The organism is Priestia megaterium (genome assembly GCF_009497655.1).
GTDB classification, from domain to species: Bacteria; Bacillota; Bacilli; order Bacillales; family Bacillaceae_H; genus Priestia; species Priestia zanthoxyli.
In genome coordinates, this window is sequence record NZ_CP023317.1 from 3,384,709 (window position 1) to 3,410,566 (window position 25,858).

Here is a 25,858-nt window from a genome sequence, read left to right on the forward strand (position 1 = left end):
AGTTTTTCTACTAATCTCTCTTGGCTCAACCTGCAGTTTCTTTTTACCTAATGATGACACTTTTCGTAGTACCCTCGCTTGTCTGATAGCCACCTGAACTGTTGCTGCCAATCACTTGTATGCTGCCGTAATCATGATAATCTTTGTTCGAAGAATGAGAGATTTGTAGTTGTTTTAACTCCGTTCCCTCTAAAACAAAGTAAGGGCCGTCATAACTCGTATTCTCGTACTCACCGGAAGAATGAAGGTGCGTGTACGCATAGCGACTAGTTGTAAAGAAGTGTTGGTTGTTAAGGATTTCTACCTTCGAAAAAAACTCATCTGCGGTCATTAATCGGTCATATTGAGCAGGCTTTCCATCAACTTTGTCACTTGTAACCGTCAACCAGTCCTCTCCTTGATCTTCACATGAAAAACATGAGCTGTAATGTAGCATCGTATAGGAGTTATAATCAGAAGGGTCTATCACTGTAAACCGCATAGAAGATATGTTTTGATCCCTATCTAGCGTTAAACGAAAATCCTCTATTTTTGCTTTATGCTGTGAGAGCTGCTGCTCTTTTCGAAAGAATTCCCAGCTTTTGCTTACTTCTCCAGACTTCAGCTCATCTCTCGTAAATAACAGCGTTTGTTTTGTACCTTTATAAACGACATTCCCGATACTGAGAATAAGGAGAGCAAGGATTGCCAGCCAGCAGATGGTTTCTGCCACCTTGTTTTTTGCCATAGTTGTTCTCCCCCAGAAGTTAAATGTGTGCGTATCATAAAAGAAACACACATCATACAAATTACCATTTATCCTAAAAAATATCAATTAATCTCACTAAGACTAAAAATCTATTGAATCAGCGACTTATAAAAAAGTGCAGGACTCTCTCAAGAGCCCTGCACTTTTATTTCATATCTAAATAAGGTTAAACGCTTTTACCACTTGAGCAACCGTAAACGTAACGCCAATCGCAATCACTGTTGGAATCGCAAAAGCAAGAAACGTCCACTTTGCATTTTTAGTTTCTTTATAAATATTCACAAGCGTTGTTCCGCACGGAAAATGCAGAAGCGAAAACAGCATCATATTAAGAGCCGTTAGCCACGTCCAGTGGTGATCAAGGAAAATTTGTTTGAGTCTTGTTGCATCTTCAATTTCAATTAATGATCCTGTTGATAAATACGCCATTAGTAAAACTGGTACAACAATTTCATTAGCCGGCAAGCCAATAATAAAAGCAGCTAGTATATACCCGTCTAGCCCTAGCGTCTTGGCAAACGGATCAAGAAACTGAACGAAGTGCATTAAAATACTCGTATCGCCAATATAGATATTAGCCAATACCCACGTTAACACCGCTGCGGGTGCTGCAACAATAATCGCGCGTTTTAACACAAAAAGCGATTTATCCAGCGTTGCGCGTACAATTGTATCTACAAATTTTGGCTTACGGTAAGGCGGAAGCTCGAGCGTATAGTGTGTTGGTACTCCGCGCAGTGCCGTTTTAGACAGTGCCCATGATACAAACAGCGTCACAACAATTCCAAATAACACGGTTCCCACTACCACAAGCGCCGTTACGAAAGTTTTAGCACTCCTTGTAAAGCCTGTTGCCATAAATAAAGAAGCTAACAAAATCAGCGTAGGCCATCTGCCGTTACATGGAACAAAGTTATTTGTTAAAATCGCCATCATACGTTCACGCGGCGATTCAATAATACGCGTTGACATAATCGCTGCGGCGTTACATCCAAACCCCATCGCCATCGTCAGGGACTGCTTGCCGTGTGCGCCCGCTCGTTTGAACAAACGATCCATATTAAACGCCACGCGAGGCAAATAGCCGTAGTTTTCTAAAAGCGCAAACACCGGAAAAAAGATAGCCATCGGAGGCAGCATGACGCTAATGACCCAACCCGTACCGCGAAACAGTCCTAATACAAGAATTCCGTGTAGCCATTCTGGTGCATGCATCGCTTGAAAGAAAGCTGTTAAATATCCTTCCGCCCAGCCGAACCCTTCTGCAATTAATCCAGAAGGAACGTTTGCCCCTGCTATAGTGATATAAAAGATGATCGATAAAATACCAAGCATAATCGGAAATCCCCAGATTGGCGAAGTGAAGACTTTATCCAATTTCTCCGTGCGCTGAAGCTTTGAGCGGTCTTGGTACACAACGGCTTTTTTACATATTTGCTGTGACGACTGATAAATGCTTGCCACCATATTTGAACGATGATCTTTTTCTTTTGCCTGTTGCGCATAGCGCGTTAGCTGTTCCATCGCTAATGAGTTTTCAGGAGTTAACGGATTTCCCATATGCGCTGTTCCTCCTTTCTGTGTGGCTGATATCTTGCTGCTGATGCTGCTGAATCGTTTCTAAAAACGACGTGTCTCCATCAAGAACCCGTAAAGCAATCCAGCGGAGAGGAAATTGATTTCCCACAATAGAAGCAACTTGAGGTTCTAGCTCCTTTAGTGACGCTTCAATTTCTTTTGTATACTGCACCTGGTAAGGAGTAAGCTTTACTTCCCCGCGCACGACTCCTTCAATCGCATCCAGCAAATTCGTAATGCCTTTTTTATTACGTGCTGATATAGGCACAACCGGTACCCCTAACGATTCAGCGAGCTTTTTTTCGTTAATCACAATTCCTTTTTTCTTTGCTTCATCCATTAAGTTCACACAAATCACGACGTTTTCCGTCATTTCCATTACCTGCAGGGCTAGATTAAGATTTCGTTCCATCGCCGTTGCATCCACCACAACAACCGTCACGTCAGGTCTTTCAAATAAAATATAATCGCGCGCTACTTCTTCGTCTGCCGAATTTGAATAAAGTGAATACGTTCCAGGCAGATCGACGATTGTGTAGAGCTGCTCGTGATGTTCAAACGTCCCTTCTGCTTTGGCTACAGTTTTTCCCGTCCAGTTTCCCGTGTGCTGCTTAAGACCGGTTAACCCGTTAAATAACGTACTTTTTCCCGTGTTCGGATTTCCTGCTAATGCAATGCGATACTCACTCAACGTCGTCACCTACTTTTTTCACATAAATTTTTGAGCTTTCTTCTTTTCTGAGACCAATCGTTGTATGACTGACTTGATAAGCAACAGGATCTCCTAACGGGCTTTTTTGAAGCACTTTGATGATGGCTCCTGGAATAAACCCTAAATCTAACAAGCGGCGCTTTAAGGCACCTTCGATTTCAATTCGCTCTAGCTGCACCGTTTCACCTGTCGTAAATGTAGACAGCGGAGAATTTTTTACACTAGCCATCTATTTTTCACCCCTTCTTGTTTTTTATACAAGGTTATATTTTTTTCGTTAGACCAACTTTTAAGGTAAAAAAATATACTCGTTGATTTGTAATAGGCTATTCTGCTTAAGCAGAAAAGTGAACCTGTCTGCATCAATTATTTAAAAATTTTAGTTTTCACTTATAATAATACCGAAAGTTTACCACAGGAAACTTTTTTAGTCCAGGGTAAATAACTGACTTTTTTCTTCTTTTTACTGAAGGCATAAAGTGGTAAGTGCTGGTCTATTTTTTCTAATAAAAGTAAGTCAAAAAATAATTACGTAAAAAGGAATTAATAAAAGTAAAAAAATGTAAAGTTGTGCTATACTAGTGAATGAGCTTTTTTGGAAAATAAAGTATGTATTAGTTTTAAAACCTACAAAAATCACTTTAGGGGGCTTTTATGAAAAGGTTCAAAAGGGTTAGCGCAGTTGTTTTAGGTTTTGCTTTGTTATTTTCACCGCTTGCTCCGCAAACAGTTGCAGAAGCAAAAGTCGTGTGGGGGAATCAGGAACTGGTTAAAGGGCAAATAGGACGCGTTACCGTTTTAAAGAACACGAATCTTTACAACATAAAAAACAACAAGTTAGTAGCGGCTAGAAAAGTGACAAAAGGGCAAGTATTCCGCGTTTATTCTGAATCTAGCAAATTTGGTGGTCTGTATGGGGTATCAAAGGGTACCTATGCTCAAAAGTCATCAAGTATTAAGTATGAAAAAGCCCCTAGTGACAAAATTCAAGCCTTAGGGGTAACAGTTACGAAGAAATCTTTAGCAAGCAACATTAATTACCCTCAGGTATCTGGTCTTATCAATAAACCATTTGAAGCTAGCTATAATCGAAAGTTCTTAAATATTGCGAAAGAAGCACAAAAAGAACATAACGAGCTAAAAGAACAAGAGAAGGAAGACCGCAAAAACGGCTGGGCGCCAGGTCCTTATTCTCGTAATATGACATACTCTGTACCTTACAATCAAGATAATATTTTAAGTGTTGCTGTTACGAATGATGCGTACGCTGGCGGCGTTCACGGCAACGCTTGGATTGATACTTACAATTACGATTTGTTAAAAGCTCGACAAATTAGCTTAAAAGATATTATTAACACCAACACTAAGTTAAACAAGGTTAATAACTATATCCGGAATGAAATGATTGCGCGTAATAAAAAAGGTGCTCAGTTCTGGGTTAATGAATTTACGTCTGTAAATTTAAAAGACGATCAGTTTTACTATACAAGTAGCGGCATTGCCATTATATTTGGTGAGTATGAGTACGGCCCGTATTCTAACGGCATTCATACGTTTAAAATTCCGTCCACCATTTATAAATAAGATAGTCGTACAAAAAAACATAAAAAAAGAAGCATGCGAACCATCAGTTCACATGCTTCTTTTTCTTTTTTTCTGCAGAATAAGCGGAGCAAAAAAGAAAGGTGAGCCCTATTCCGCCTCCAACCATCATTGAATAGGAAAACGTATCTCTTAACGCTAGGCCGCCTATCATTGACAATACAAACAGAAAATAAAACAGTAATGTGTAGTTCCTCTTCACAATCTCTACTCTCCCCTTCCTCATCATTTTCCGAAAACCAAATCATCCAATACAACCACGGAAGAACTCAGGGCCGCATGCATTACGCTTCTTGTAGCAGACGAAAAACCGCTTTTCAAGGTATTTTTATAGTGTTTGAAAAAGTGAAATGGTCAGAGCTAACGTCAGCAAGGAGCCTGCGGATGTTAACATCATTATTTTTCGGTTACTCTGATTCTTTTCAGGTTTTAAAAACTCTTGAATGGCTACAAACCAGATAACAAAAGTGATTAAAGAAAGTATCCCCATAGGCATACGAGCATCTCCATTCATATATGTATTTAAATTTTCAACACATCTAATCAACAAACTTTCCGGAATAAGTTACTAAAATAAATGCTACTCTCTACTTAATATTAACATAAAATTCCATATTTTTTAATGTGTGATGTAAAAACCGCAGCATTTTAGAAAATAAGCTATTTATAAAACGCTCATTTGAACTGGAAATGAACATAAAGCTGTCTCTGGCTATTCTCCACTTTACAAATGATATACTTATTTATAGAAAAACCTCTCAGATCTCACCCAGTACTTACCCTACCGTCAGAAGAAAAAAGTGTACCTTGTTAGGAGGAAACGAAATGATTAAAAAACTAGACCATTTTGTGTTAACAGTAAAAGACGTTGAAAGAACCATTCACTTTTATACGGTTATTTTACGTATGCAGAAAGAGACGTTCGGAGAAGGAAGAGTAGCGCTTCGTTTTGGTGATCAAAAAATAAACCTACATCAAACAGGGCATGAATTTGAGCCTAAAGCAAATCACCCTCTTCCGGGTTCCGCTGATTTATGTTTTATTACAGAAGAAAAGATCGAAAGCATAATCCATCATTTACAAAAACATAATGTAGAAATTGAAGAAGGACCGGTCAGACGTACAGGTGCTGTAGGGCCTATTGTTTCTGTTTATATTAGAGATCCTGATTACAATTTGATTGAGCTGTCGAACTACGTAGATTAAGGCGACCTTCTTAAAAAAGGCTGTTTTCATAAATATTATTGCTATGTTATAGAGGCTCAAAAGAAAACTCGCAGTAGAAATTTGCGAGTTTTCTTTATTATATAAGGGACCCCGCTTCTTATAAACTGCGTCCTTACAATCTATTTAACAACCAAATTGATCGTATCTTTTTGTATTTCATACTGACCCTTTATTTCTCCAATACCAGTGATAAAAAGTGAATCACCCGTTTCCAATGGTTTATCCTGTAATACGATAAGTAATTTATTTATATTTTTCAATCCAACCGCACAATAGGCAAGGGATGGTTGTTGAATAAGGTATTCTTGGTTAATTATCCTTACTTTTATATAATTTTTATGTAATAACCTGCCTTCCAAAGGAACAATATTCATCGGATCAAAGGATAAAGCAATGATTTCTCCTTCAATGAAAAGATGGGTTCCTATCTGTGCTTCGAATTCATCAAGTTCTTTCTTCCTTGATTCAACAGCAAAATTTACTGCTTCTTCTGTTTCATGGCTTATTTGAACATCTTCAATTGCCTGTTTTCGAGGGACAATATTAAGACGTTTAATTAAATCAAATAGTGTTACATTAATATCAAAAAAACTTTCCTTCCAATCAGGTGACAATTCATCCAGCAGCAAACACATAAATAAGCCTGAACTATAACAGCTCCGCCTTATATTGGAAGTGGATTCAACTACGTCTATTAGATTTTCCCCATATTTTTTTAAAATCAAATCATTAGCAAGCGGGGATTTTTCTGAAAAAGCCTTTATTTCAACATACCAGGCAGGTCCTTCAACAGATTCAATTAAGTTTTCATATGTTAAATGCTCTTTTATTCCTTCTGTCCTTTTTTCCCTTAGGCTGATAAATTCGTTCAAATACTGCTTCTTTTTACTGATATCAGTTTCTAACAATGCATTATAAAGACTTTTCCTTTCGCGATTTCGAATTTCTACATTCTCTTTTGTTAAGGGATAGGTTATTCCCAGCGTTTCATCAGGAAAGCGTTTTTCCCCTTTTACATATTGATTTCCGTGGAATAATTCGTGAACCAATATCGAAAAAAATCCTTCATAGTCATCGTACAGTTCCATATCAGCAATAGCCGTAGGATAGCCATCAAATAGAATAAGCGTATTTCCCACAAACTGCTCGTCCCGTTTTAAAATTTCATATGATTTAGGAGGAATGTCATTATACCTAGGATGATTGAACAGGAATACACTGTTTTGGTCGTACAATGCATAGGCAACAAGTTCAAAATTTGGCCAATACCTTTCTACGTTCGTATTAGTTAAGTCCTTGGCAATTTGATTCAGAAAATGGTTCATTCTTTTCATCCCCAATTGTTAATTCCCTAAGGAAAGAGAATATTCTTTTTTAGAAAAAAGGGTTTGTTCAATTTGACTGTCCCGTTAGTTGAATAAGATTACTGTTATTATCCTAATTTTAACATAGGTTTCCTAACGTTTGGTTTACTGTCTAGGAAGAAACGAAATGATTAAAAAATTAAACCATTTTGTGTCAACGGTAAAAGACGTTGAAAAAGGAACTTATTAAAAAAAGAGAATGCACAAGGCATTCTCTTTTTAAATGGCTATATAAGGTACTACTCTTTAGACTTGCCTACCTCTACTTTTTTCGTAAACATTTTCATGTCATCATCTACCGTCACGTGAGCGGTAATCATATATTCGCCGTCTTCTTTAAACGTATAGTCCGTACTGTATACACCTTTTCCTTCGTGCGGTGCTTTTGTCATTTCTTGATTGATGTAGCCTTCTTTTTCAACTTGGAACTGTACGTCATCTGCGTTTTCTACTTTTTTATCTCCTTGCGTCACAAGGACTTTAAGCTTGACTTGTTCGTTTGCTTGAATGGATTCCGGTACTTCAATCGTTCCTTTTACTTCTTTTGAACGTGAATCATTTGCCTTTGAACAGCCTACTATAGCTATCATTAAAACAAATAATACGATGCTGAGTTTTTTCATTATGTTGTTCTCCTTTGTTATGTAAATGTGAAGTCTTCCTGCAATTTCATATTATACTCATTTATCCGGTAAAAAGAGAAAAATTGCTTATTGTCCACATAAAGTTCTTATTTCTACAGTAGCTTTTACATCTTTTCATTTCTCTAATCGTCATTTCCTTCACAAAAAAGCTGAAGAAGCGTATTGCCTTCTCCAGCTTTACCTTTATCTCTGCGGTTCTTCTAGGGTATAAGCAGACAGTGCGTTTTCGACCCATCGTACAAAATCTTTGCTTGCTCCCCAGTCAATATTTAATACTCCTTCTGCGCTTCCTGAAGGAATACACTTAACTTTGTTTGGACCCGACACATTTTCTAGAATAATGGTTAGTGATCCTCTGCCGCCGGTGCGGAAAAAATAGCGTTCAAACACAAGTGTGCACAGCTGCTTGCCGTCTCCAAGGTCATAATATTCTTTGTATAGTAAGTCACTTTCCGAATTATTTGCGTTCACAAGCTTTTTTGCTCCATCAAAAGGAAGCAGCGTCGTTTTAAATTCAATTACCTTTCCCATCACTCAAGCCCCTTTCTATCGCAACAGATACCTACTACTTCTCTTTTTCCCTCTAAAAAACCTGCCGCTTCTCTTTATGTACAATATGGTACAATAGAAAAGAAAAAGAATTGTTTGAACGGAAAAAGGAGCATACAACCTCTATGAATACACGAGATCAACTTATCCAAAATGTGGTTTCCACGATGCGAAACCAAACGAAAAAAATGCAGCTGTCGGTTATCCCCACTTTAAAATCATATATTCCTTTAAATGAATTTTTAGCGCTTCGCCTGCTGTATAAAGAAGGCAATCATATCGTTTCTGAGATTGCCGAGCATATGCATATCTCAAACAGCAGCATGACGTGCGTCAGCGACCGTCTCATGGAAAGAGAATTTGTCACGCGCGTACGCAGTCAAAAAGACCGCCGCGTTGTCTACTTATCGATTACGGGTAAAGGAAAAGCGTTTGCAGAAGAAATGGAAAAAGTGCTCACCAAAGAATACGGTGAAAAGCTTAGCCATTTTACGGATGAAGAATTACAGACGTTTCTTCGCTTGTTAAATAAAATGGATATTTAATAAAAAACCAGATGCCCGCTAAGCAGGCCTCTGGTTTTTATTTGTGTTAGTTGTCATTTACCTTCAAATTAAAGGCGTCTGAAGTTAAGTCTTTTGACCAGTCTTTTTCGTGTTCACTTACATACGGAATAAATCGAAGCATAGTGACGTCCTTATCATTTCGGTACTCTCCGTCCATCTCTATCACTGTGTCTGTTCCTCCTCCACTGCCGCTTTCAGAAAGATTTCTTCCATTTTGATCTTTTATGTCTACACCAACATCCGTTCCGCCTCGGATGCTTCCGTTTGATGATGTAAACGTATAGTGCATTTTAATCGAAACAGGCGATACGCGAACTTCTTTAATAGACAATACGCCTTCTATTCCCTTTTCGCTAATCGGAATTTCCTTGTTTAACGGATACACTTTAGTATCAGCAATAATTTTTGAGCCGTTTACGCTGGTGTGTACGGTCCAATTCCCTTTAATTTCTCCGTACGAATCCCGGTAGTTCCCGCTTTTCGTCTGACCAGGATTCTTTTCAAATTCGAGGCTTGTGAACTGCGCGCTGATTTGATAGTTTTTGTTTGGATCAATATGATCTAGCACGCTGTAGCCTTCCACATCGATTTTCCCGTCTCCGTTCGTGTCCGCTTGCGTTAGTTTTAAAGCGTACAGATAGTCCCAGCTTCCGTCTTTGTTTTTGATTGGTTCCTCTCTAATACTTGAAGCAGAATCAAAAAACGACATATTACCAATTTTCACGCGCAGCTCTCCCGGTCGAATTGGGGTGTTTCGGTTAAGACCTAGTGCCGTTCTTCTAAATTCATCTGCGCTAATGGTTAACCCAAGCAGCACCTGTCCGTCATCAAGCATCATTTCATTTACTTTTACTTGAATGCCTTGGTCCGTTGCCGTTTCATTTACCGCTTTTTTATAGCTGCTCAAACTGCCTTCAGGCTTGTTCATAAGCAGCTCAATTTGCTGACCAAGCTGCTGACTAATTCGCATAGCCGATGCCCATACCGTTTCGTTTTTCATCATCACAGGTGTTACAGCAAGCAACAGCACCGCAGCGGCAATCAGCGGACGCGCTTTTTTCCGCGCGGGCTTTATTTCACGTTTTAAGCGCTTTTTCATTCGTTTTTTCTCGCTTGCCGTTAGGTCGATTTCTTCATATTCATCAAAGTCTACAGAAGATCCGTTTAATAAGTCATATTGATTTTTCATATCTGCCCCTCCTTATTTCTTATTTAAAAATCGCTTTTAACTTTTTTCGTCCGCGCGACAGCCGGTTATATAAATTGCTGATGGTGGTCTCTTGTTTTTTCGCAATTTGCTTCAGCTCGACTTCTTGTAAGTAATACGCTTTAAACAGCTCGCGGTCTCCTTCACTTAAGTGACCTAAAAGTTCTTCCAAGTCGTCCCTTTGAACGTTATGAACTCCTGGTGTTTCACCAAACTCCGCTTCACCAAGCGCTTCGTGCTGCGTTTTTATGTATTTGCGCTGATAGTCAATGGCTTTATACTTCGCAACAGCCGCAACCCAGTTTTTAAACGTATTTTTCTCCGAATCAAAGCGGTGAATATGATGCCACACCGCTAACAATACGTCGTTTACACACTCTTCTTCATAACCTTTCAGCGTGCCTAGATGCTTACGTACAATGGCCGTAATTAACCCTCCGTACTGATCGATTAACAGCTCTAATCCTTTTTCTTTTTTCCGTGTTATACACACAACAATCCAGTCATCTTCCATGACATTGCTCCTTTCCGCTTGCTTTTACATCTATTAATACGGATTCTTTTTACAAAACCTATCAATCTTCCTACATTAAATTAAAAATAAGCTTGTTCAGTATTTCTCTCGCTGGTAAAATAAGCTAAAACCTTTGAAGGAGGCCGCTATGATTACCTATCCTTTTCTGACATCCAACCCAACTATCGGCGTAACCGCACCTTCTTCTGGTGTACCTCAAGCTCTTCATTCCATGTTTTCTTTATCGTGTGAACGAATGAAAGAAAAAGGCTTTTCTGTTATACCGGGTGAAACCGTTTGGACGCAGCATAAAGCAAAATCTGCTTCTCCTAAAAAACGTGCAAACGAGCTTCAAGGCATGATTGCTGATGAAAACGTTGATATCATTATTCCGCCTTGGGGAGGCGAGCTGCTCATTGAAATACTTGAACATCTTGACTTTACAAAATGGAAAACAAAATGGGTGCTTGGCTATTCTGACACCAGCGTTCTTTTGCTGGCTATTACACTTAATACCGGGATTGCAACGGCTCATGGAACCAACTTTGTGGATTTACGCGGAGAATACTGGGATCCAACGACTGCGATGTGGCAACAGGTGCTGACGACCAAAGAAGGCGAAAGCGTAGCTCAAGTTTCTTCTGATTCCTATCAAACAGAATGGCAGCACGATAACCCGTCACCATGCGTGTTTCATTTAACGGAACAAACGGCTTGGAAACATACAGAGTCAAGCGACGTTCATATCGAAGGGCGCCTGCTCGGGGGATGTATAGACGTAATCAGACACTTAGCCGGCACTTCTTTTGGAGACGTCAAAGCTTTTCGAGAAAAACATATTCCTTCAGAACCGGTCATTTGGTATTTTGACAACTGTGAACTGACGACTGTAGACCTTCGCCGTTCGCTTCTTCAGCTTAAGCTAGCGGGCTGGTTTGATAACTGCTCGGGCATTTTATTCGGTAGAAGCAGCGCTAATGAGCCCGTTGATTTCTACACTGCTGAAGATGTGTATCATGATCTTGCCTCCGACTTACATATTCCCGTTGTCTATGACATCGACTGCGGCCACCTCCCTCCTCAGCTCACGCTTATTAACGGCGCGTATGCGAGTGTTAACGTAGAGAGAGATAAGGGCACAGTTGTTCAATACTTTACGTAAAAAAAGAGGCTTGTATATAAGTAGTTTATTTAATTGAAGAAAAATTCGAACGAACTTGATTCCTGATGGAGAATCCAATTCGTTCGGATTTTTTTATGGATATGGTGCAAGTAGGTTTGTTTCATATATGTAGGTGCTTCTAATGGTTGATTGGAGGGCAGGACGAAGACTCCTGCGGGAAAAACGGAACAAGTGAGACCCCGCAGGAGCGTTCGCGACGAGGAGGCTCACCGGCCGCCCGCGGAAAGCGAAGTCTTGCACGGAAATCAACCGCGGTTCATTTCGTCGTTTCACAATTTTGTTTTACATATCTGTCATCAGTAATATAAACGTCCCAAACAGGAAAAAAGTTGCACCAAACCACGAGTGATAGTGCTCTTTTTGTTTTCTTTCAAACTTCCATTCTTCAAATCCTCGAATTACGTACAGGAAAAAAAAGAAAAGAAACATAAAAACGGAGGTATAGGCTGGAGGTATAACAAAGATCAGCACTAAAAACGCAGCAAGCATCACCATTTCAAGTGTGATAAACAGCGGACGCCTTCCCTTAAAGCTTCTCCAATAGCTTTTTTTCATCTTTGTATTCAGCTTCTTTCGCATGGCAAGATCCAGAAAGATATAAACGACTGCCAGAATCAGCAAATACACAAGCGCCATTTCCGTCCCTCCTTCCGACTTAAAATATCCTTATACTTCCATTTTAAAGGACTTTCCATAAATTTCAAGTCTCTAAAAAACTTTATCCAACTTATTAGTGCAAGCATTCATATATTTAAAAATCGCTAATATATTGACTAATGTACAGGTTGAATTCTCTGTATAAACTCACCTAGAGGGGGACATCAAGTTATGAGAATAAAAGAAGTGAAGCAAGGTGCACTCACAGCGCTGAAAAACCGCTGGGGATTCGCCGTACTGCTTACGTTCGTTACGTATCTAATTGCTGCCGGTATTCCAGGACTTATTGACTTTCTTGTTAACGGATTTCCAAGCGGGTCTGAAACCGAATACTCACAGTCTACCTTAGCTAATATTGTATCCCTGCTGCTCGTACCGCTCTTTTTTTCTTACTACTGGGTACTGCTGCGTTTAGTAAGAGGAGAAAACGTCTGCGTTAAAAGTGTGTTTGATTCGTTTTCATCTGCAGGCTTATACTTTAGAACACTCGGACTTTACTTGCTAACGATTATTTATACCGTGCTATGGAGCATTTTATTAATCATTCCTGGCATCATCAAAAGTCTTGCCTATTCACAGGCTTACTACGTATTCCGCGATAACCCAGATTATTCGGTGAACCAGTCTATTACTGAAAGCAGACGGTTAATGAACGGCTACAAGTGGACCTACTTTTTACTCCTTTTAAGCTTTATCGGCTGGGGAATTTTAAGTATGATCACGCTTGGCATCGGGTTATTATGGCTCGTTCCGTATGTAACGACTTCGCTTGGCGTATTTTATGAAAAGCTAAAAGCAAATGAAACAGAAGTTGCTGAATAGAAGAAAAACCGTATTCGAGTTGCGAATACGGTTTTTTTATGGATAGCTTTACGCTGCCTGATCTCCTCCATCAGAGGGCTTTAACTTTTGATTCTTCGCTTTTTTATTCACTAAATAAATACTGATAATAATAAGCACTAGCCCTACAAGAAGTGACGATGTAAAAGGTTCGTCTAAAAAGAGCGTGCCAATGACAATTGAAATAATGGGAACAAGAAAATTAAAGGACGCCACTTTGCTGGCCTCTCCTTTACTGATCAAATAAAAATAAATGAGCCACGCAACGGCAACAGAAAACAGTGCTAAAAATAAAAGCAGCAGTATAGATGATGAATTCCACACTATATGAGACCATCCTTCCACTCCGCTGCCGGTCGCTGTCATAACGACTCCGCCGACAAGACTTTGAATGGTAATAAGCCAAATGCCATCTACACTGTCACTAATACGTTTGATATAGACAGTTCCAATCGCCCAGCTCAGTGCCGTAAGCACAGCAAGAATAATTCCAACGGCTGAAGCATTAGCAGATAATTCTCCCATGCTGATGGTAGCTACACACCTACAAAACCAAGAAGCAAGCCACCTATCTTCACAGCGTTCATGCTTTCTCCAATCCACATCCATGCAATGATGCCGATGAGCACCGGCTGCAAATAGACAATCACGCTGAAGACCCCTGCTGGCATAAACATAAGTCCAATCGTTTGCAGACCGTAGAATAAGATTGAATTAAATAGACCTGACACCATATATTTACGCCAGTTCTGCTTCCAGTGAAGCTGTTTAGCTCTTGGCAGTGCGACTGCTAATAAGATGATTCCCGCACTTAATGACCGCAGTCCAGATAACAAAATAGGCGATGAATAGCCAAGCGCAAGCTTCGACATCGGCCATGTTAATCCCCAAATCAGTACAAGAGCAGCTAAAAGAATCCCATTAATAAAAGATGATGACTGTTTCATACAACAACCACTCCTACATATATGAATGTAAATGATTCACGCGTTCATTCCTCCTTGTATACTACGCTTCTTTTTCACTCGCTTCAACTGGATGCTTTTGATGTAATTTATGTATAGCAGTTATAGTAACTGAGTTTCTTTTATGACAGCGTATCTTTCTTCTCTATGTGCTCATTTAGAAAAAAATAAAGTGTATCGCTAGTGGCGATATCACTTTTTACCTATAGCTTTTATACATCCTAAAAGCCTTGAAGCCATTCAGCTGCTGGGTTTCTGCTCCCCTTTTTCATTTAGCTGACATATTTTCTAATAAATCTATGAATCTCCTAAACATTTCTACCTAGATGAATTGTCAGAATTATTACAGAGAAGGTGACAATTCTACTTATATCGCCCTTTAATATTAAAACTATGTTACAAAATGTCGTAATTTGGAATTAGATGTTTACTTTTCCTGTCAGGATTGATAGACTCACAGTTGTGAATAAAACAAGTTATGGAAAGGGAGAAAGAACATGCTAAAGAAAGCAAATCGTACAGTTATGAATATGGGGTTAGCAGCATTACTTGTTCCCGCTGCCCTAACATTTAGCACAACTTCAGCAAGTGCAAATGACGGAGGCGCTGCACCAGCACCCGTACAAGAAAAGGTAACGCCAAGCGTACCTCAACAACAAGCAACTACTACTAATCAAAAAGTCATCGTAAACGTGAGTGCGTTAAATATTCGTCAAGGAGCTAGCTTTTCATCTCCAGTTGTTGGAACGGCAACACAAGGCCAAGAGTTTGCTATTTTAAAAGAAGCAAACGGCTTAGTTGAAATTGCACCAAACAAATGGATTTCAAAAAGCTCAAGCTACGTAACAATTGCATCAGGTAAACCAAGCGCAAGCCAAGTAAAAGGTGTAAGCACATCAACTCCTTCTACTTCTACAGCATCTGCATCTACATCTGCAGCAAAAGAAACTAGCACACCAGCACCTGCTCCAACAACAAGCACGGCTTCTGGAAGCACAGTAAATGTTGCACGTAGTTTAGTAGGATCACCTTACCAATGGGCAGGAAACACACCAAGCGGATTTGACTGCTCAGGCTTTATCGCATACGTGTTCAACCATAGCGGTCACAGCATTTCACGTACAAGCGTAGCCAACTACTGGAACATGGCGACAAAAATTTCGTCTCCACAACCAGGCGATCTAGTATTCTTCCAAAACACATACACAAGCGGCCCATCTCACATGGGAATCTACATCGGAAACGGCCAAATGATTCATGCTGGTTCACACGGTGTAGCAGTAGCTGACCTAGATGTTTCTTACTATCAAGATCATTTCTTAGGATACGGACGCTTCTAAGAAAAAAATGCCCTCCAATCGTTAGATACGTTCTAACGATTGGAGGGCATTTACTTTTTATCGCTGCGCGACAGAAAGAGCCTTTTCAATACGCGTTTGAAATTTATTTTTCCAGTCTTCCGCAAGTTCAGAAACTTCTAACGCCCGCTTCATCCCTTCTACATCTTTTGAATGATGGAAATATAAATCAAGCGTGAACCAAACGGATACTTGATCTGGATGAGCTTGAATTAATTTCACTTCCGCGTCTTTCGTAATTGTGCCTTCTTTCAGCACGCGGCAAAGGTAGCCGGTATAGCTTGTCTCAATCATTCGTTTTAAAAGACCTTTAACGCCCGTTCTCTTTGTAATCGTGTCGCATGGATTTCGACCTTGCGTCACTTGAATAACAGCGTCCCCCACTTGATAAACGTCTCCAATGCATACGTCTTTTTCAACCATGCCCGCTAAGACAAGATTTTCTCCAAACGCAGACATCGGCAGCTCCGTATCAAATTCTTCGTTCCATTTTTTATAGTGCTCATACGGATACACGCACACCGCACGATCCGGTCCGCCGTGATACTTTAAGTTCGCTACGCCGTCGCCTTGAAACCCTTCTTTTGCTAAAAAGGTCTCGTCTACTTGCTTTTTGCATATACCTGTCCGCATTTCTTTGTCAGAGCCGTATGCCATTTGTTCAGGCATGCCGGTTGCTAAATGAATCAGCTTTCTCTCGGGTGTTGTCATTATGTTTACACCTCTTTTATCATTTTTACTAGTTTACCACATTTATAGAGCGTTTTATTTACTGGATGTACTTATGAGCTGTCTCAGCGGCTTCCACTTAAGTCCTAATGCATAATTAATAGCGGTAGCTGCAACAAATCCAAGCAGCACTCCTGAAACGGTCGGCATAAATAAAGATGGAAACACCGCTACGCACGCCAGTGTTACCAAAAAATTTCCGGTATACGACCATTTCGGATGCTTTGAAAAAAAGGTTTGAATACTATTCATTTCTAACTCCTTTATATAACTACTTTGTCATTCCTCATGAATATCCTACCATTAAAAAGGAAATATTTCTCTCAAACGACGTATTATAGGTCGTTTTGTCTCTTTTTTACTTCTCATGCTGTAATTCCAAGAACCGGAAGTATCATAAATTTTTAAAAATATTTCACAATTATATTAAAAATATCTTCATTTCCCCTTTTTCTTTTGTTCAAAATGATTTAAGATAGTAGAGGCTGTCGAAATATAAGTTATTATGTCAGTTCTGCATGTTTTTTTACATATTAGCACATAGTAAATATTATTTTACACTTACGTCATTTTTTACAATGGCCTAAAAAATTTTGCCCATTTTTAACAAAATTGGCGTAGAAGTTCCGTTTTTGTATAAAATAGAGGCCGATTTGCATAGTCATTTCTATGCACGTCCCTCTTTTATAAATATAGAATACATGTAAGGAGAAAAGTAAATGTCAATTTTAATGGGAATTATCGGGATTGTAATTATCTTAGCAGTTGCATTCCTCATGTCAAACGACAGGAAACTTATCAACTATAAAGGCATCGCAGTTATGCTTGTCATCCAGCTTGCTATCTCTGCTTTTATGATGAATACATCGATTGGTCGCAAGGTGCTTGACTTTATCACAAGTGTATTTACAAAGATCTTATCATTTGGTAACGACGGAATTTCGTTCGTGTTTGGAGATCTTGCAGGAAAAGGCATTTTCTTTATCCAAACGTTAGTTATGATTGTATTCGTTTCAGCATTATTAAGTATTTTAAACTACTCTCGTATTTTACCCTTTGGGATCAAATATATCGGAGGACTTGTTTCAAAAATTACCGGACTTCCCCAAATTGAAAGCTTCACAGCCGTGAACGCGATGATTTTTGGTGATACAACGGCATTAATTGCGGTAAAAAACCACATCGGAGGTTTAACGCCAAACCGTTTATTTATCGTTACAACAACATCTTTAGTATCCGTTTCTTGTTCGATTCTAGGCGCATACATGCAGATGATCCCGGCTGAATACGTATTAATTGCCCTTCCGCTAAACGTATTCTCTGGTTTAATCGTTTCTTCTATCGTTGCACCAGTAAAAGTAGAAGATGAAAATGAAGTCGATATCAAAGCGCCTGCTAAACAAGGCACGCTGTTTGAAGCAATCGGTGACGGAGCCCTAGACGGCGGACGCGTTGCGTTAATCGTAGCAGCTATGCTTGTTACATACGTTGGTCTTTTAGCATTAGTGAACTACGTATTAAACGGTGTCATCGGATTAACGGTTCAAGACATTTTAGGCTATATCTTCTACCCAATTGCCTTTATCATGGGTATCCCGGCAGACGAACTGATGAGAGCCGGCGGCGTAATGGGAACAAAAGTAGTAGCAAACGAATTCGTTGCCATGCTTGACTTCCAAAAAATGATGCCTCACCTTTCTGAAAAAACGATTGGTATCGTATCAGCTTACTTAATCTCATTTGCAAACTTCAGCTCAATCGGTATCGTTCTTGGTACGATCCAAGCAATCAACGGCGAACAAGCTTCACGCGTTGCAAAGTTTGGTTTGAAAATGCTGTTAGTCGCTACAATGGGATCGATTTTAACAGGTATTATGGTTGGATTGTTTATTTAATGAAAAAGCACTCACTTGTGGTGAGTGCTTTTTTAGCTTTTCTATCTGTTTTTAATTCATATCAACAATAGAAGTAACGCGGTAGTTATCATTATAGCTGACGTTTACTACGTATTGCTTCGATTCGCCTTCTTTCACCTTTCCCGTTACCTCTATATACTCAAAACCACGGTCCGCAAAATCTGCTTTTTCCACCACTAAGTCTTTATGTCTTTTTTCTTTAAAGTATGTAATGGCTGCCTGCTCTGCCTTATGGAACATTTGATCATTTTGTTTTTGCTCCATTTGTTTTTCTCTAGAATGATCTATGTAAATCCCTCCTCCTAAGAGTAGGAGTATAAGAACTGAACAAAAAATGAGAGCTTTTTTCATTATTTTTCTCCTTCTTTATATGGTTACAGACTGCATTCTCAATATCCATATAAGAGATTTTCACCTTTTACGGAGATTTTGAAGTAAGCTGAATTGCGATTGGGGCATTTCCTACTTCCCTTATCTAGACATTCATTGGATTAATACACTTTATCAAGATTTATCTCTTCCAAGCTAATCACTCTTTTCTAATTGCCTATTATTAAATTATCACACATAAGAGTAAATAAAGGTTAGAATTTAATTATCCTATTTATCATTTTGCAAACCTTATCATACATCATAATTTTAAAAACTGAAATAGCTAATAATGTGATTTTTCGGTGAGTTTTGTTTCTATTTTTTATGAATCACCCTGTTTTTTTCTAAAGGTCACTGTAGACACTGGTAGTCTACGTATCGTTTAAACCTTAATGAATACGGTCTTTGGGATTTAAAAATAAAGACTAGTATTAGCTGGGGCACTATTTCGTTGGTAATAGTTTGCATAGAGGGTTTTAAAAAAAGATAATTATGTTTGAGGGGGAACTGATGAATAAATTACATGGTAAATTATACAGTAAGTAATGATACGAAAAGAAAAATTGAAAAAGTTAAGTATTATGGACTCAGATATATTTCGAGTGCAAATGATCGTACAAGGAATGTAATTCAAATTGTTCAATTTCACTAACAAGGCAACCAAATATATAGCTGCCTTGTTTAACTCCATATCTTCAAAAATATAAAATCACTATTTGTCTTTTAAAAAGCTTTACACCTTTATACGTCTAAAACGTCGTTTTTATCCTTAGGTTGCTTGAAAGGTTTGTTAAATATACTGAGATACATTGCTACTGTGCTAATGGAAATTATTAATATTATTGAGATAATTACAGATGTATCTAATAATAAAATAAACCCTAATCCTGCTATGGAAGTAATAGTTGAAAGTATTGTCCATGTTGAAAATGTTTCTTTCATACTTAACCCGAAATATTCTTTAATCATCCAAAATCCTGCATCATTAACATGTGAGCATATTGAGCTTCCCGCTCCAGTTGCAAGAGTTACTAAGGCTAAATTAGCATCGTATTGAGACAGCATTGGAATAACTAATCCTGCAGTGGATATAGCGGCAACTGTGGCTGATCCTAAAGAGATACGTAATAATGCAGCAACTACCCAAGCAAGTATGATAGGTGACATTGAAGTTCCTTTAAACAATTCTGCTACATAATCTCCTACACCACCATCAATTAGTACTTGCTTGAAGGCACCCCCGCCTCCAATAATTAATAGCATCATACCAATTGCAGCAATTGATGATGCACAGGAGTTCATAACTTCTTTTATAGGAGTATTTCTTGCTATTCCCATTGTATAAAATGCAAGAATTAAAGATATCAACATTGCAGATGAAGGGTTTCCTATAAGACGAATTATTTCAATCGTTGTATCATCTTCAAATCCTACTGATTTTTGAATCATATCAAGAATTGTAGATATAGACATTAATAAAACAGGAAACATTGCAGTTAATACGCTTATGCCGAAACCTGGTGTTTCGTTAAGTTTGAACGTTTTTTGTTCACCTAAAGAAGCTATATTACCCGTCTTCTTGAATGCATCAGGTACGATTTTTTTAGCCATCTTAGTATATAGAGGACCTGCTATAATGACGGTTGGTATTGCAACAATAATACCGTAGAGTAAAACTAATCCAATGTCAGCACCATACTCACCAGCTATGACTGTTGGTCCTGGGTGTGGGGGAAGGAAACTATGAGTTGCTAATAAAGCTGCAGCCATAGGAATACCTAAGTGCAAGATAGAGGCTCTTAATTCTTTCGCAATCGAAAATACAATTGGGATTAATAAAACTAATCCTACTTCAAAAAATAAAGCTATACCTACAATAAACGAAGCAACTACAACAGCCCACTGAATTCTTTTTTCTCCAAATTTGTTAATTAGAGTCATGGCGATACGCTGAGCTCCCCCTGCGTCAGCAATTAATCTACCAAGCATTGCACCAAGTCCAAATATTAAAGCTATATGACCAAGTGTACCTCCTAATCCAGCTTCAATGGATGTGACAACCTTTTCCATAGGCATTCCAAGTGCTAAAGATACAACAAAAGATACAATTATCAATGAAACAAATGTATTTAATTTAAATCCAGTAATCAAAATTAGCAACAGAATAATCCCAATCGCTACTATAAACAATGGCATGATATACCTCCAAAAAATAATTAAAATATTTTTACTTGCTCCACTTATTGAAACACTAATTTTATATTTTAATTAGTAAGTAACTCTAGGACGCTTATGCTATTTTGTTTACTAGTCATAAAGTACAACTATTTGAAAAAACGCCCTTTAGTAAACGCTTTCAATTAAAGTCATAAATATTTTAAAATTAATATTAATAGGTTAATTCTGTACTAATGTTTTTTCTTTGTCTAATGCTTCTACGCCTGCTTTTAGAACCTCAATAATTCGATCTGTGTCATAGATATTTCCACGCCATGTTCCTCCACTGACTGATTGAAGCGCAGCCCACAAACGAGTATCATCTGGAAGACCCGGATCCGGTTTTAGCTCTGGATGAAGGTCACGTTCTTGCAAGACTTTAGTTGCTTTTTCTAAAGAAAGTCTTGTATTCTCAGTTCCAACAAAATTAACTGAACCCACTAATTGATTACGGTCAATAATGATTTCAATTATGTCTCCATCACGTAATCTTCCAATTGGTCCCCCAGCTAATGCCTCAGGTCCAATATGTCCGATACAGGCACCAGTAGAAACACCAGAGAAACGCGCGTCTGTAATTAAGGAAACATGTTTTCCAAAAGACAAATGTTTTAAGGCCGATGTTAATTGATATGTTTCCTCCATTCCGGTTCCTGAAGGACCACCGCCCATAACTACCATTATATCTCCTGCTTCTATGCCTCCTGTTTTAATCGATTTTATGGCTGCTTTTTCTGAAGTAAAGACCTTTGCTTTTCCTCTATGTCGATATACCCCGTCTTCTCCTACCACAGATGGATCAATAGAAGTTGATTTAATTACTGATCCTTCAGGGGCGATATTTCCTTTCGGGAATGTAACTGTGGAAGTTAGACCTTTTTCTTTTGCTTTGGCTGGATCCATAATAATATCATCAGGATTGATTCCATCAGCCTCTAACGATTGTTTTTTCATCATTGCACGTCTTTCTGATTTTTCCCACCAATCTAGGTTTGAACCAAGAGTTTCTCCAGTAACTGTTAGCACATCTTCATGCAAGACACCTAATTTTCTCAAATGAAGCATTACCTCCGGTACTCCACCTGCTAAGAATACCTTAACAGTTGTATGACCTACAGGACCATTTGGTAGTACATCGACTAAACGAGGAACTTTTTTATTGATTCTAGTCCAATCTTCAACGCTAGGTATCTTACAATTAGCTGCATGAGCAATTGCTGGAATATGAAGTAATAAATTTGTTGAACCCCCGAAAGCTGCATGAATTACCATAGCATTCTCTATAGCTTTATCTGTAATTATATCTTTGGTGGAAATCTTTTTCTTCTCCATTTCTAAAGCCGCACGTGCTGATTGCTTAGCCATCTCCATCCATACTGACTGGCCTGAAGGTGCTAGTGCCGAGTGGGGTAAAGCCATTCCAATTGCTTCTGCAACAACTTGAGAGGTACCAGCTGTCCCAAGAAATTGACATCCTCCTCCCGGTGTAGCACAAGCACGACATCCGAGATCAGCAGCTTCTTGCAAAGTAATTTCGTTATTTGCGTATCTTGCCCCAATTGTTTGAATCTTGCCTGCATCTTCTCCATTTGTAGGTGGAAGAGTAACACCTCCAGGAACAATGATAGTTGGCAAGTCATGCATTGATGCCAGAGCTACCATCATTGCTGGAAGACCTTTATCACATGTAGCTACTCCGATAATTGCTCTGCGAGTAGGCAATGAACGAATTAATCTTCGATAAACTATAGCCGCATCATTTCGAAAAGGCAGTGAGTCAAACATACCAGTAGTTCCTTGGGAGCGACCATCACATGGATCACTTACGAAACCTGCAAAGGGCACGCCACCTTGTCTACTAATCTCTTGGGCTGATGCCTTCATTAATAAACCTATTTCCCAGTGCCCAGTATGATAGCCTAATGCAATTGGAGTACCATCATGATTCCTGATTCCACCTTGAGTACCGAGAATTAGAACTTGTTTTCCCAGTAGATTTGAAGGTGCCCAGCCCATACCAACATTTTGGGATAATCCAAAAAGGTCACCACTTGGTGAGTCTAACAACATTTCGGGTGTAAGTGGGAGTGAACCATCTGCTCCCTTCGAATGAGTTTGAATTTTATAAAGAGATACATCCTCTTCGCCAAATATGGATTGCAATGACATATGTATTCCTCCGTTAATAAGATTTTTTATAAAAAAAGACATATTTTTATGTTGCTCATACTATTTTCTATTAATTGGAGAATATAGGTTCCTCGAAAACAACATCTTTCATTAATAATTTATGAAATTTTTTTCTGTCCCTAGTGCCTGGCCTAGTATTTGTTCTACTTGTTCCTTCTTTCTTTCACTAAGTTCACGAGCTGGAGCTATCATGTTTGTAGAAACTTTTATCCCTCTTAAGGAAAGAGCTTCTTTAATCACACTTACAAAAGGCTTATCTATTTGATATAAGGATAATAAACTTGATAACAGACGATGAGCTTCAATTGCGCGGGCATAGTCTTTTTCCATAAAAGATTGATAAATATTTATGGAAATCTCTGGTGCAAAATTAGCAGTACCAGGAATGGAGCCATCTCCGCCAAGAGATAACGTATTTAAAAAGTGATCATCGTATCCTGAGAAAACAGCGAAATCAGGATAGGTAGCCTTTACAGTCAAGATCATTTCCCTTGTATGAGCAACTGAATCAACAGTTTCTTTAATACCTACAATGTTGGGATAAGATTCGACTAACTTAAGAACAAGTTCCGGAGATAAATCTTGGCCTGTTAATGCTGGAAAATTATATAAAAGGGTGGGCATATTTACTTTTTCAGCAATTTGGGCAAAATGCTGAAAAAGATTATCCTCGGATAAAGGCCAATAATATGGGTTAATGACTACGATTCCATCCGCCCCTATTTCTTTGGCATGCATACTTAGTGAGATAGTCTCTTTTGTACTTGGAGTACCAGTGCCAATTAGAACTGGCAGACGTCCATTTACATATTCCACTGCAAATTCCGCTACTTTTTTCCTTAAAGAAACTGACATTTGACTGAATTCTCCACCTGATCCTAAAAAAAACAGCCCATTCACTTTAGAATCAATTAGAAAATCAATTAAATTTTTCATTCCTTTTTCATCTGAACATTCATTTTGATCTACTATTGTAGAGACAGGCGGAATTACCCCATGAAACCTTGTTATTTTTCTCATTATATTTCCATCCTTTTAAAATTTAATAAAAACAAATTTTTTAAGCTCATATAAAAACTCAACTTAATTATTTAAATATAATTTTGTTGTATTTTGGCAAAAAGATATAGGAGATTGCTATATCTTCTATTTGTTAAGAGATAACTTTCTTCTAGTAAAGGATCTCTTTAGATACGTGTAGTAGCTAGAATTGTTTCTTTTTAAATGCTTTAATTAACCTAATAAAAATTTAGTTATTATTGGCTAAGCAATATTATTATAAATCTTTGCTTAGCCTTCTTAATATCACATCGTTTATAATCATTTTATTATTCTACTCTCTCTTGAATAGGGTTTTTCACTAAAAACCAATAACAAAATGCTGCACATCCTGCAATAATACCACCGGATATGAAGGCAAGAGAGTAAGATCCAGTCTTATCTACAATTAAACCTGCTATAAAGGGTGAAAGTGCTCCTCCAAAATAACCTCCAAAGTTTTGTATAGCGCCTACAGATGCAACCATAGAAGGAGGGGCAATATCTCCGGCAAGCGCCCAAGCACTTCCTGTAATTGCGGAAATAAAACAAAGTGCCAGTGTGAATAAAGTTATTTTCATAGTAAGACTATCCACAAAAGGAACAAAAATCACCACAATAGCAGCTAATATAGCACAGATGCTAATTAGCGCACGTTTTGCCTTAACTGGAGACGTTATACCCTTATCTACTAGCTTTTTTGTAAGATACCCTCCAAAAATAGCACCAAATATTCCACCCACCCACGGGATACTTGCATAAATGCCTAGCTCTTGAAGGCTAACTCCATGCACTTCAACGAGATACAGAGGAAGAAAGACTAAGAAGATATTCCAAATCCAAATGGTACAGAAGAATCCTAAAATCATTCCCCAAACAGTTTTGTATTTAAATAACGATCTCCATTTAATCTTTGAATTTACTAGGTTTTCCTCAAAGCCAGCACCCTCTGATTGAATATATTCAAATTCTTCTTTAGAAAGTTTTCTGCTATGTTCAGGGTTTTTATAAAAAATCCAAAAAGCAATACTAAATAACACTCCTGCAATACCGGTAATATAAAATAATGACCTCCATCCAAAAGCCAACATGATTGCGACTAAAAGAGGAGGAGCAATAGCCGGACCCCATTTCGATGACGAATCCCAGAGGCCTGTTGCAAATCCTCTTTCTTTTTTTGGAAACCAGTAAGATGTTATTTTTGCACCTGTTGGCCAGCAAGGGGCTTCACCAGCCCCTAGAAGTAACCTTACAATAATAAATGAAGGTAGCTTACTGAAGAGCCCCATCATAAATGTAGCTCCACTCCACCACAAGACTGCAATTGAATATATCTTTTTTGTACCAAAACGATCAATTAGCCAACCAGCAGGAAGCTGCATTAAAGCATAAGACCATGAAAAAACTGTACCTAAAAGTCCTATATCTGTTTTTGTTAAATTTAACTCTTTCATCATTTGCGGAGCAGCAATAGATAGATTTGCCCTATCTAGGTAGTTGATAAACCCACCTATGATTAACCAGATTACAACCGTCCATCTCCAATTTTTTTTGGGTGCAGCAGAAAGCACGGGCTCTTTAGTTTCAATTTGCATTTGTTTATCTCCTAATCAATTAAAATAGATGAAAATAAAGGAAGTGATAGTTATGCACCTCCTTATCATTATTTGATTTCATACATT

At 38.4% G+C, this 25,858-nt stretch carries 26 protein-coding genes and 1 pseudogene; 8 read left to right on the forward strand and 19 right to left on the reverse strand.

The genetic code is table 11. The features are described from left to right. Positions 1-43: 43 nt before the first annotated feature. From CEQ83_RS17325 to CEQ83_RS17340, 4 genes are all read right to left on the reverse strand, one after another. Complete coding sequence (locus CEQ83_RS17325) at positions 44-727, reverse strand: hypothetical protein (protein ID WP_108674803.1); 684 nt, start codon at positions 725-727, stop codon at positions 44-46. A gap of 177 nt (positions 728-904) precedes the next feature. Then, on the reverse strand, positions 905-2,272 hold the full coding sequence (locus tag CEQ83_RS17330) for a ferrous iron transporter B (protein ID WP_165573979.1): 1,368 nt from the start codon (positions 2,270-2,272) through the stop codon (positions 905-907). Between the two features lie 13 nt (positions 2,273-2,285). After that, positions 2,286-3,017 carry a FeoB small GTPase domain-containing protein gene (locus CEQ83_RS17335; RefSeq protein WP_034267073.1) on the reverse strand — a complete coding sequence of 244 codons (732 nt, stop codon included), beginning with the start codon at positions 3,015-3,017 and terminating at the stop codon, positions 2,286-2,288. After that, positions 3,010-3,267, reverse strand: a complete 258-nt coding sequence (locus tag CEQ83_RS17340; protein WP_108674805.1) for a FeoA family protein — start codon at positions 3,265-3,267, stop codon at positions 3,010-3,012. Before CEQ83_RS17340 ends, CEQ83_RS17335 begins: the two co-directional genes overlap by 8 nt. A 425-nt stretch (positions 3,268-3,692) precedes the next feature. Between CEQ83_RS17340 and CEQ83_RS17345 the strand changes: the two genes are divergently transcribed. Next, entirely contained in the window at positions 3,693-4,622 is a 930-nt protein-coding gene (locus CEQ83_RS17345; RefSeq protein WP_108674806.1) for a DUF3298 and DUF4163 domain-containing protein, read from the forward strand. A 346-nt stretch (positions 4,623-4,968) separates the two neighbouring features. On the opposite strand, the gene CEQ83_RS27185 is transcribed toward CEQ83_RS17345, so the two are convergent. After that, positions 4,969-5,136, reverse strand: a complete 168-nt coding sequence (locus CEQ83_RS27185) for a hypothetical protein (RefSeq protein ID WP_165573574.1) — start codon at positions 5,134-5,136, stop codon at positions 4,969-4,971. Between the two features lie 329 nt (positions 5,137-5,465). Here CEQ83_RS27185 and CEQ83_RS17350 point away from each other — a divergent pair, with 329 nt between their 5' ends. Further along, the gene (locus tag CEQ83_RS17350; RefSeq protein WP_028414738.1) at positions 5,466-5,846 is read left to right on the forward strand and encodes a VOC family protein; all 381 of its coding nucleotides are present in this window, start codon (positions 5,466-5,468) and stop codon (positions 5,844-5,846) included. Between the two features lie 140 nt (positions 5,847-5,986). Here CEQ83_RS17350 and CEQ83_RS17355 read toward each other — a convergent pair whose 3' ends face one another. From CEQ83_RS17355 to CEQ83_RS17365, 3 genes are all read right to left on the reverse strand, one after another. Next, positions 5,987-7,192 carry a hypothetical protein gene (locus CEQ83_RS17355; RefSeq protein ID WP_028414739.1) on the reverse strand — a complete coding sequence of 402 codons (1,206 nt, stop codon included), beginning with the start codon at positions 7,190-7,192 and terminating at the stop codon, positions 5,987-5,989. Between the two features lie 278 nt (positions 7,193-7,470). After that, complete coding sequence (locus CEQ83_RS17360) at positions 7,471-7,854, reverse strand: FixH family protein (protein ID WP_108674808.1); 384 nt, start codon at positions 7,852-7,854, stop codon at positions 7,471-7,473. A 204-nt stretch (positions 7,855-8,058) separates the two neighbouring features. Then, on the reverse strand, positions 8,059-8,406 hold the full coding sequence (locus CEQ83_RS17365) for a DUF6054 family protein (protein ID WP_028414741.1): 348 nt from the start codon (positions 8,404-8,406) through the stop codon (positions 8,059-8,061). A gap of 143 nt (positions 8,407-8,549) precedes the next feature. Here CEQ83_RS17365 and CEQ83_RS17370 point away from each other — a divergent pair, with 143 nt between their 5' ends. Then, positions 8,550-8,969, forward strand: a complete 420-nt coding sequence (locus CEQ83_RS17370; RefSeq protein WP_108674809.1) for a MarR family winged helix-turn-helix transcriptional regulator — start codon at positions 8,550-8,552, stop codon at positions 8,967-8,969. Positions 8,970-9,015: 46 nt separating this feature from the next. Here CEQ83_RS17370 and CEQ83_RS17375 read toward each other — a convergent pair whose 3' ends face one another. Next, a complete protein-coding gene (locus CEQ83_RS17375; protein ID WP_108674810.1) occupies positions 9,016-10,179 on the reverse strand; it encodes a DUF4179 domain-containing protein in 1,164 nt (387 codons plus the stop codon). 19 nt (positions 10,180-10,198) lie between these two features. Continuing rightward, entirely contained in the window at positions 10,199-10,711 is a 513-nt protein-coding gene (locus CEQ83_RS17380; RefSeq protein ID WP_108674811.1) for a sigma-70 family RNA polymerase sigma factor, read from the reverse strand. 148 nt (positions 10,712-10,859) lie between these two features. Between CEQ83_RS17380 and CEQ83_RS17385 the strand changes: the two genes are divergently transcribed. After that, entirely contained in the window at positions 10,860-11,873 is a 1,014-nt protein-coding gene (locus tag CEQ83_RS17385) for a S66 family peptidase (RefSeq protein ID WP_099331210.1), read from the forward strand. 146 nt (positions 11,874-12,019) lie between these two features. Then, positions 12,020-12,202 (forward strand): hypothetical protein, encoded by a 183-nt coding sequence (locus CEQ83_RS17390; RefSeq protein ID WP_108674812.1) that lies wholly within the window; start codon positions 12,020-12,022, stop codon positions 12,200-12,202. On the opposite strand, the gene CEQ83_RS17395 is transcribed toward CEQ83_RS17390, so the two are convergent. After that, a complete protein-coding gene (locus CEQ83_RS17395) occupies positions 12,177-12,530 on the reverse strand; it encodes a DUF4181 domain-containing protein (protein ID WP_099331212.1) in 354 nt (117 codons plus the stop codon). The genes CEQ83_RS17390 and CEQ83_RS17395 overlap by 26 nt on opposite strands. A 192-nt stretch (positions 12,531-12,722) precedes the next feature. Here CEQ83_RS17395 and CEQ83_RS17400 point away from each other — a divergent pair, with 192 nt between their 5' ends. Continuing rightward, positions 12,723-13,373, forward strand: a complete 651-nt coding sequence (locus CEQ83_RS17400; RefSeq protein WP_098999716.1) for a DUF975 family protein — start codon at positions 12,723-12,725, stop codon at positions 13,371-13,373. A 48-nt stretch (positions 13,374-13,421) separates the two neighbouring features. Here CEQ83_RS17400 and CEQ83_RS17405 read toward each other — a convergent pair. Further along, positions 13,422-14,338 (reverse strand): annotated as a pseudogene (locus CEQ83_RS17405) (DMT family transporter). 515 nt (positions 14,339-14,853) lie between these two features. Here CEQ83_RS17405 and CEQ83_RS17410 point away from each other — a divergent pair. Then, positions 14,854-15,696 (forward strand): C40 family peptidase, encoded by an 843-nt coding sequence (locus CEQ83_RS17410; protein ID WP_034267107.1) that lies wholly within the window; start codon positions 14,854-14,856, stop codon positions 15,694-15,696. 57 nt (positions 15,697-15,753) lie between these two features. Here CEQ83_RS17410 and CEQ83_RS17415 read toward each other — a convergent pair whose 3' ends face one another. After that, positions 15,754-16,425 (reverse strand): MOSC domain-containing protein, encoded by a 672-nt coding sequence (locus CEQ83_RS17415; RefSeq protein WP_098999715.1) that lies wholly within the window; start codon positions 16,423-16,425, stop codon positions 15,754-15,756. Between the two features lie 54 nt (positions 16,426-16,479). Then, positions 16,480-16,695 carry a hypothetical protein gene (locus CEQ83_RS17420; protein WP_098113254.1) on the reverse strand — a complete coding sequence of 72 codons (216 nt, stop codon included), beginning with the start codon at positions 16,693-16,695 and terminating at the stop codon, positions 16,480-16,482. Between the two features lie 467 nt (positions 16,696-17,162). Here CEQ83_RS17420 and CEQ83_RS17425 point away from each other — a divergent pair, with 467 nt between their 5' ends. Beyond that, entirely contained in the window at positions 17,163-18,338 is a 1,176-nt protein-coding gene (locus CEQ83_RS17425) for a NupC/NupG family nucleoside CNT transporter (RefSeq protein ID WP_098113255.1), read from the forward strand. A 51-nt stretch (positions 18,339-18,389) separates the two neighbouring features. Here the strand turns inward: CEQ83_RS17425 and CEQ83_RS17430 are convergent, their stop codons facing one another. The 5 genes from CEQ83_RS17430 to CEQ83_RS17450 form a co-directional block, all read right to left on the reverse strand. After that, entirely contained in the window at positions 18,390-18,623 is a 234-nt protein-coding gene (locus CEQ83_RS17430; protein ID WP_141483543.1) for a hypothetical protein, read from the reverse strand. Between the two features lie 849 nt (positions 18,624-19,472). Further along, positions 19,473-20,927 (reverse strand): GntP family permease, encoded by a 1,455-nt coding sequence (locus CEQ83_RS17435; protein ID WP_098113257.1) that lies wholly within the window; start codon positions 20,925-20,927, stop codon positions 19,473-19,475. Between the two features lie 201 nt (positions 20,928-21,128). Beyond that, complete coding sequence (locus tag CEQ83_RS17440) at positions 21,129-23,117, reverse strand: YjhG/YagF family D-xylonate dehydratase (RefSeq protein ID WP_098113258.1); 1,989 nt, start codon at positions 23,115-23,117, stop codon at positions 21,129-21,131. A 111-nt stretch (positions 23,118-23,228) separates the two neighbouring features. Then, positions 23,229-24,158, reverse strand: a complete 930-nt coding sequence (locus tag CEQ83_RS17445) for a dihydrodipicolinate synthase family protein (RefSeq protein WP_155017441.1) — start codon at positions 24,156-24,158, stop codon at positions 23,229-23,231. 308 nt (positions 24,159-24,466) lie between these two features. After that, positions 24,467-25,771, reverse strand: coding sequence for an MFS transporter (locus CEQ83_RS17450; protein WP_098113260.1), 1,305 nt, complete (start codon positions 25,769-25,771; stop codon positions 24,467-24,469). Between the last annotated feature and the right edge of the window lie 87 nt (positions 25,772-25,858).

Excerpts from the sequence above, each read along its gene's own strand:
- CEQ83_RS17325 (WP_108674803.1), bottom strand. The coding sequence starts at position 727 with ATGGCAAAAAACAAGGTGGCAGAAACCATCTGCTGGCTGGCAATCCTT.
- CEQ83_RS17330 (WP_165573979.1), bottom strand. The coding sequence starts at position 2,272 with ATGGAACAGCTAACGCGCTATGCGCAACAGGCAAAAGAAAAAGATCAT.
- CEQ83_RS17340 (WP_108674805.1), bottom strand. The coding sequence starts at position 3,267 with ATGGCTAGTGTAAAAAATTCTCCGCTGTCTACATTTACGACAGGTGAA.
- CEQ83_RS17345 (WP_108674806.1), top strand. The coding sequence starts at position 3,693 with ATGAAAAGGTTCAAAAGGGTTAGCGCAGTTGTTTTAGGTTTTGCTTTG.
- CEQ83_RS27185 (WP_165573574.1), bottom strand. The coding sequence starts at position 5,136 with ATGCCTATGGGGATACTTTCTTTAATCACTTTTGTTATCTGGTTTGTA.
- CEQ83_RS17350 (WP_028414738.1), top strand. The coding sequence starts at position 5,466 with ATGATTAAAAAACTAGACCATTTTGTGTTAACAGTAAAAGACGTTGAA.
- CEQ83_RS17355 (WP_028414739.1), bottom strand. The coding sequence starts at position 7,192 with ATGAACCATTTTCTGAATCAAATTGCCAAGGACTTAACTAATACGAAC.
- CEQ83_RS17360 (WP_108674808.1), bottom strand. The coding sequence starts at position 7,854 with ATGAAAAAACTCAGCATCGTATTATTTGTTTTAATGATAGCTATAGTA.
- CEQ83_RS17365 (WP_028414741.1), bottom strand. The coding sequence starts at position 8,406 with ATGGGAAAGGTAATTGAATTTAAAACGACGCTGCTTCCTTTTGATGGA.
- CEQ83_RS17370 (WP_108674809.1), top strand. The coding sequence starts at position 8,550 with ATGAATACACGAGATCAACTTATCCAAAATGTGGTTTCCACGATGCGA.
- CEQ83_RS17375 (WP_108674810.1), bottom strand. The coding sequence starts at position 10,179 with ATGAAAAATCAATATGACTTATTAAACGGATCTTCTGTAGACTTTGAT.
- CEQ83_RS17380 (WP_108674811.1), bottom strand. The coding sequence starts at position 10,711 with ATGGAAGATGACTGGATTGTTGTGTGTATAACACGGAAAAAAGAAAAA.
- CEQ83_RS17385 (WP_099331210.1), top strand. The coding sequence starts at position 10,860 with ATGATTACCTATCCTTTTCTGACATCCAACCCAACTATCGGCGTAACC.
- CEQ83_RS17395 (WP_099331212.1), bottom strand. The coding sequence starts at position 12,530 with ATGGCGCTTGTGTATTTGCTGATTCTGGCAGTCGTTTATATCTTTCTG.
- CEQ83_RS17400 (WP_098999716.1), top strand. The coding sequence starts at position 12,723 with ATGAGAATAAAAGAAGTGAAGCAAGGTGCACTCACAGCGCTGAAAAAC.
- CEQ83_RS17410 (WP_034267107.1), top strand. The coding sequence starts at position 14,854 with ATGCTAAAGAAAGCAAATCGTACAGTTATGAATATGGGGTTAGCAGCA.
- CEQ83_RS17415 (WP_098999715.1), bottom strand. The coding sequence starts at position 16,425 with ATGACAACACCCGAGAGAAAGCTGATTCATTTAGCAACCGGCATGCCT.
- CEQ83_RS17420 (WP_098113254.1), bottom strand. The coding sequence starts at position 16,695 with ATGAATAGTATTCAAACCTTTTTTTCAAAGCATCCGAAATGGTCGTAT.
- CEQ83_RS17425 (WP_098113255.1), top strand. The coding sequence starts at position 17,163 with ATGTCAATTTTAATGGGAATTATCGGGATTGTAATTATCTTAGCAGTT.
- CEQ83_RS17430 (WP_141483543.1), bottom strand. The coding sequence starts at position 18,623 with ATGGAGCAAAAACAAAATGATCAAATGTTCCATAAGGCAGAGCAGGCA.
- CEQ83_RS17435 (WP_098113257.1), bottom strand. The coding sequence starts at position 20,927 with ATGCCATTGTTTATAGTAGCGATTGGGATTATTCTGTTGCTAATTTTG.
- CEQ83_RS17440 (WP_098113258.1), bottom strand. The coding sequence starts at position 23,117 with ATGTCATTGCAATCCATATTTGGCGAAGAGGATGTATCTCTTTATAAA.
- CEQ83_RS17445 (WP_155017441.1), bottom strand. The coding sequence starts at position 24,158 with ATGAGAAAAATAACAAGGTTTCATGGGGTAATTCCGCCTGTCTCTACA.
- CEQ83_RS17450 (WP_098113260.1), bottom strand. The coding sequence starts at position 25,771 with ATGCAAATTGAAACTAAAGAGCCCGTGCTTTCTGCTGCACCCAAAAAA.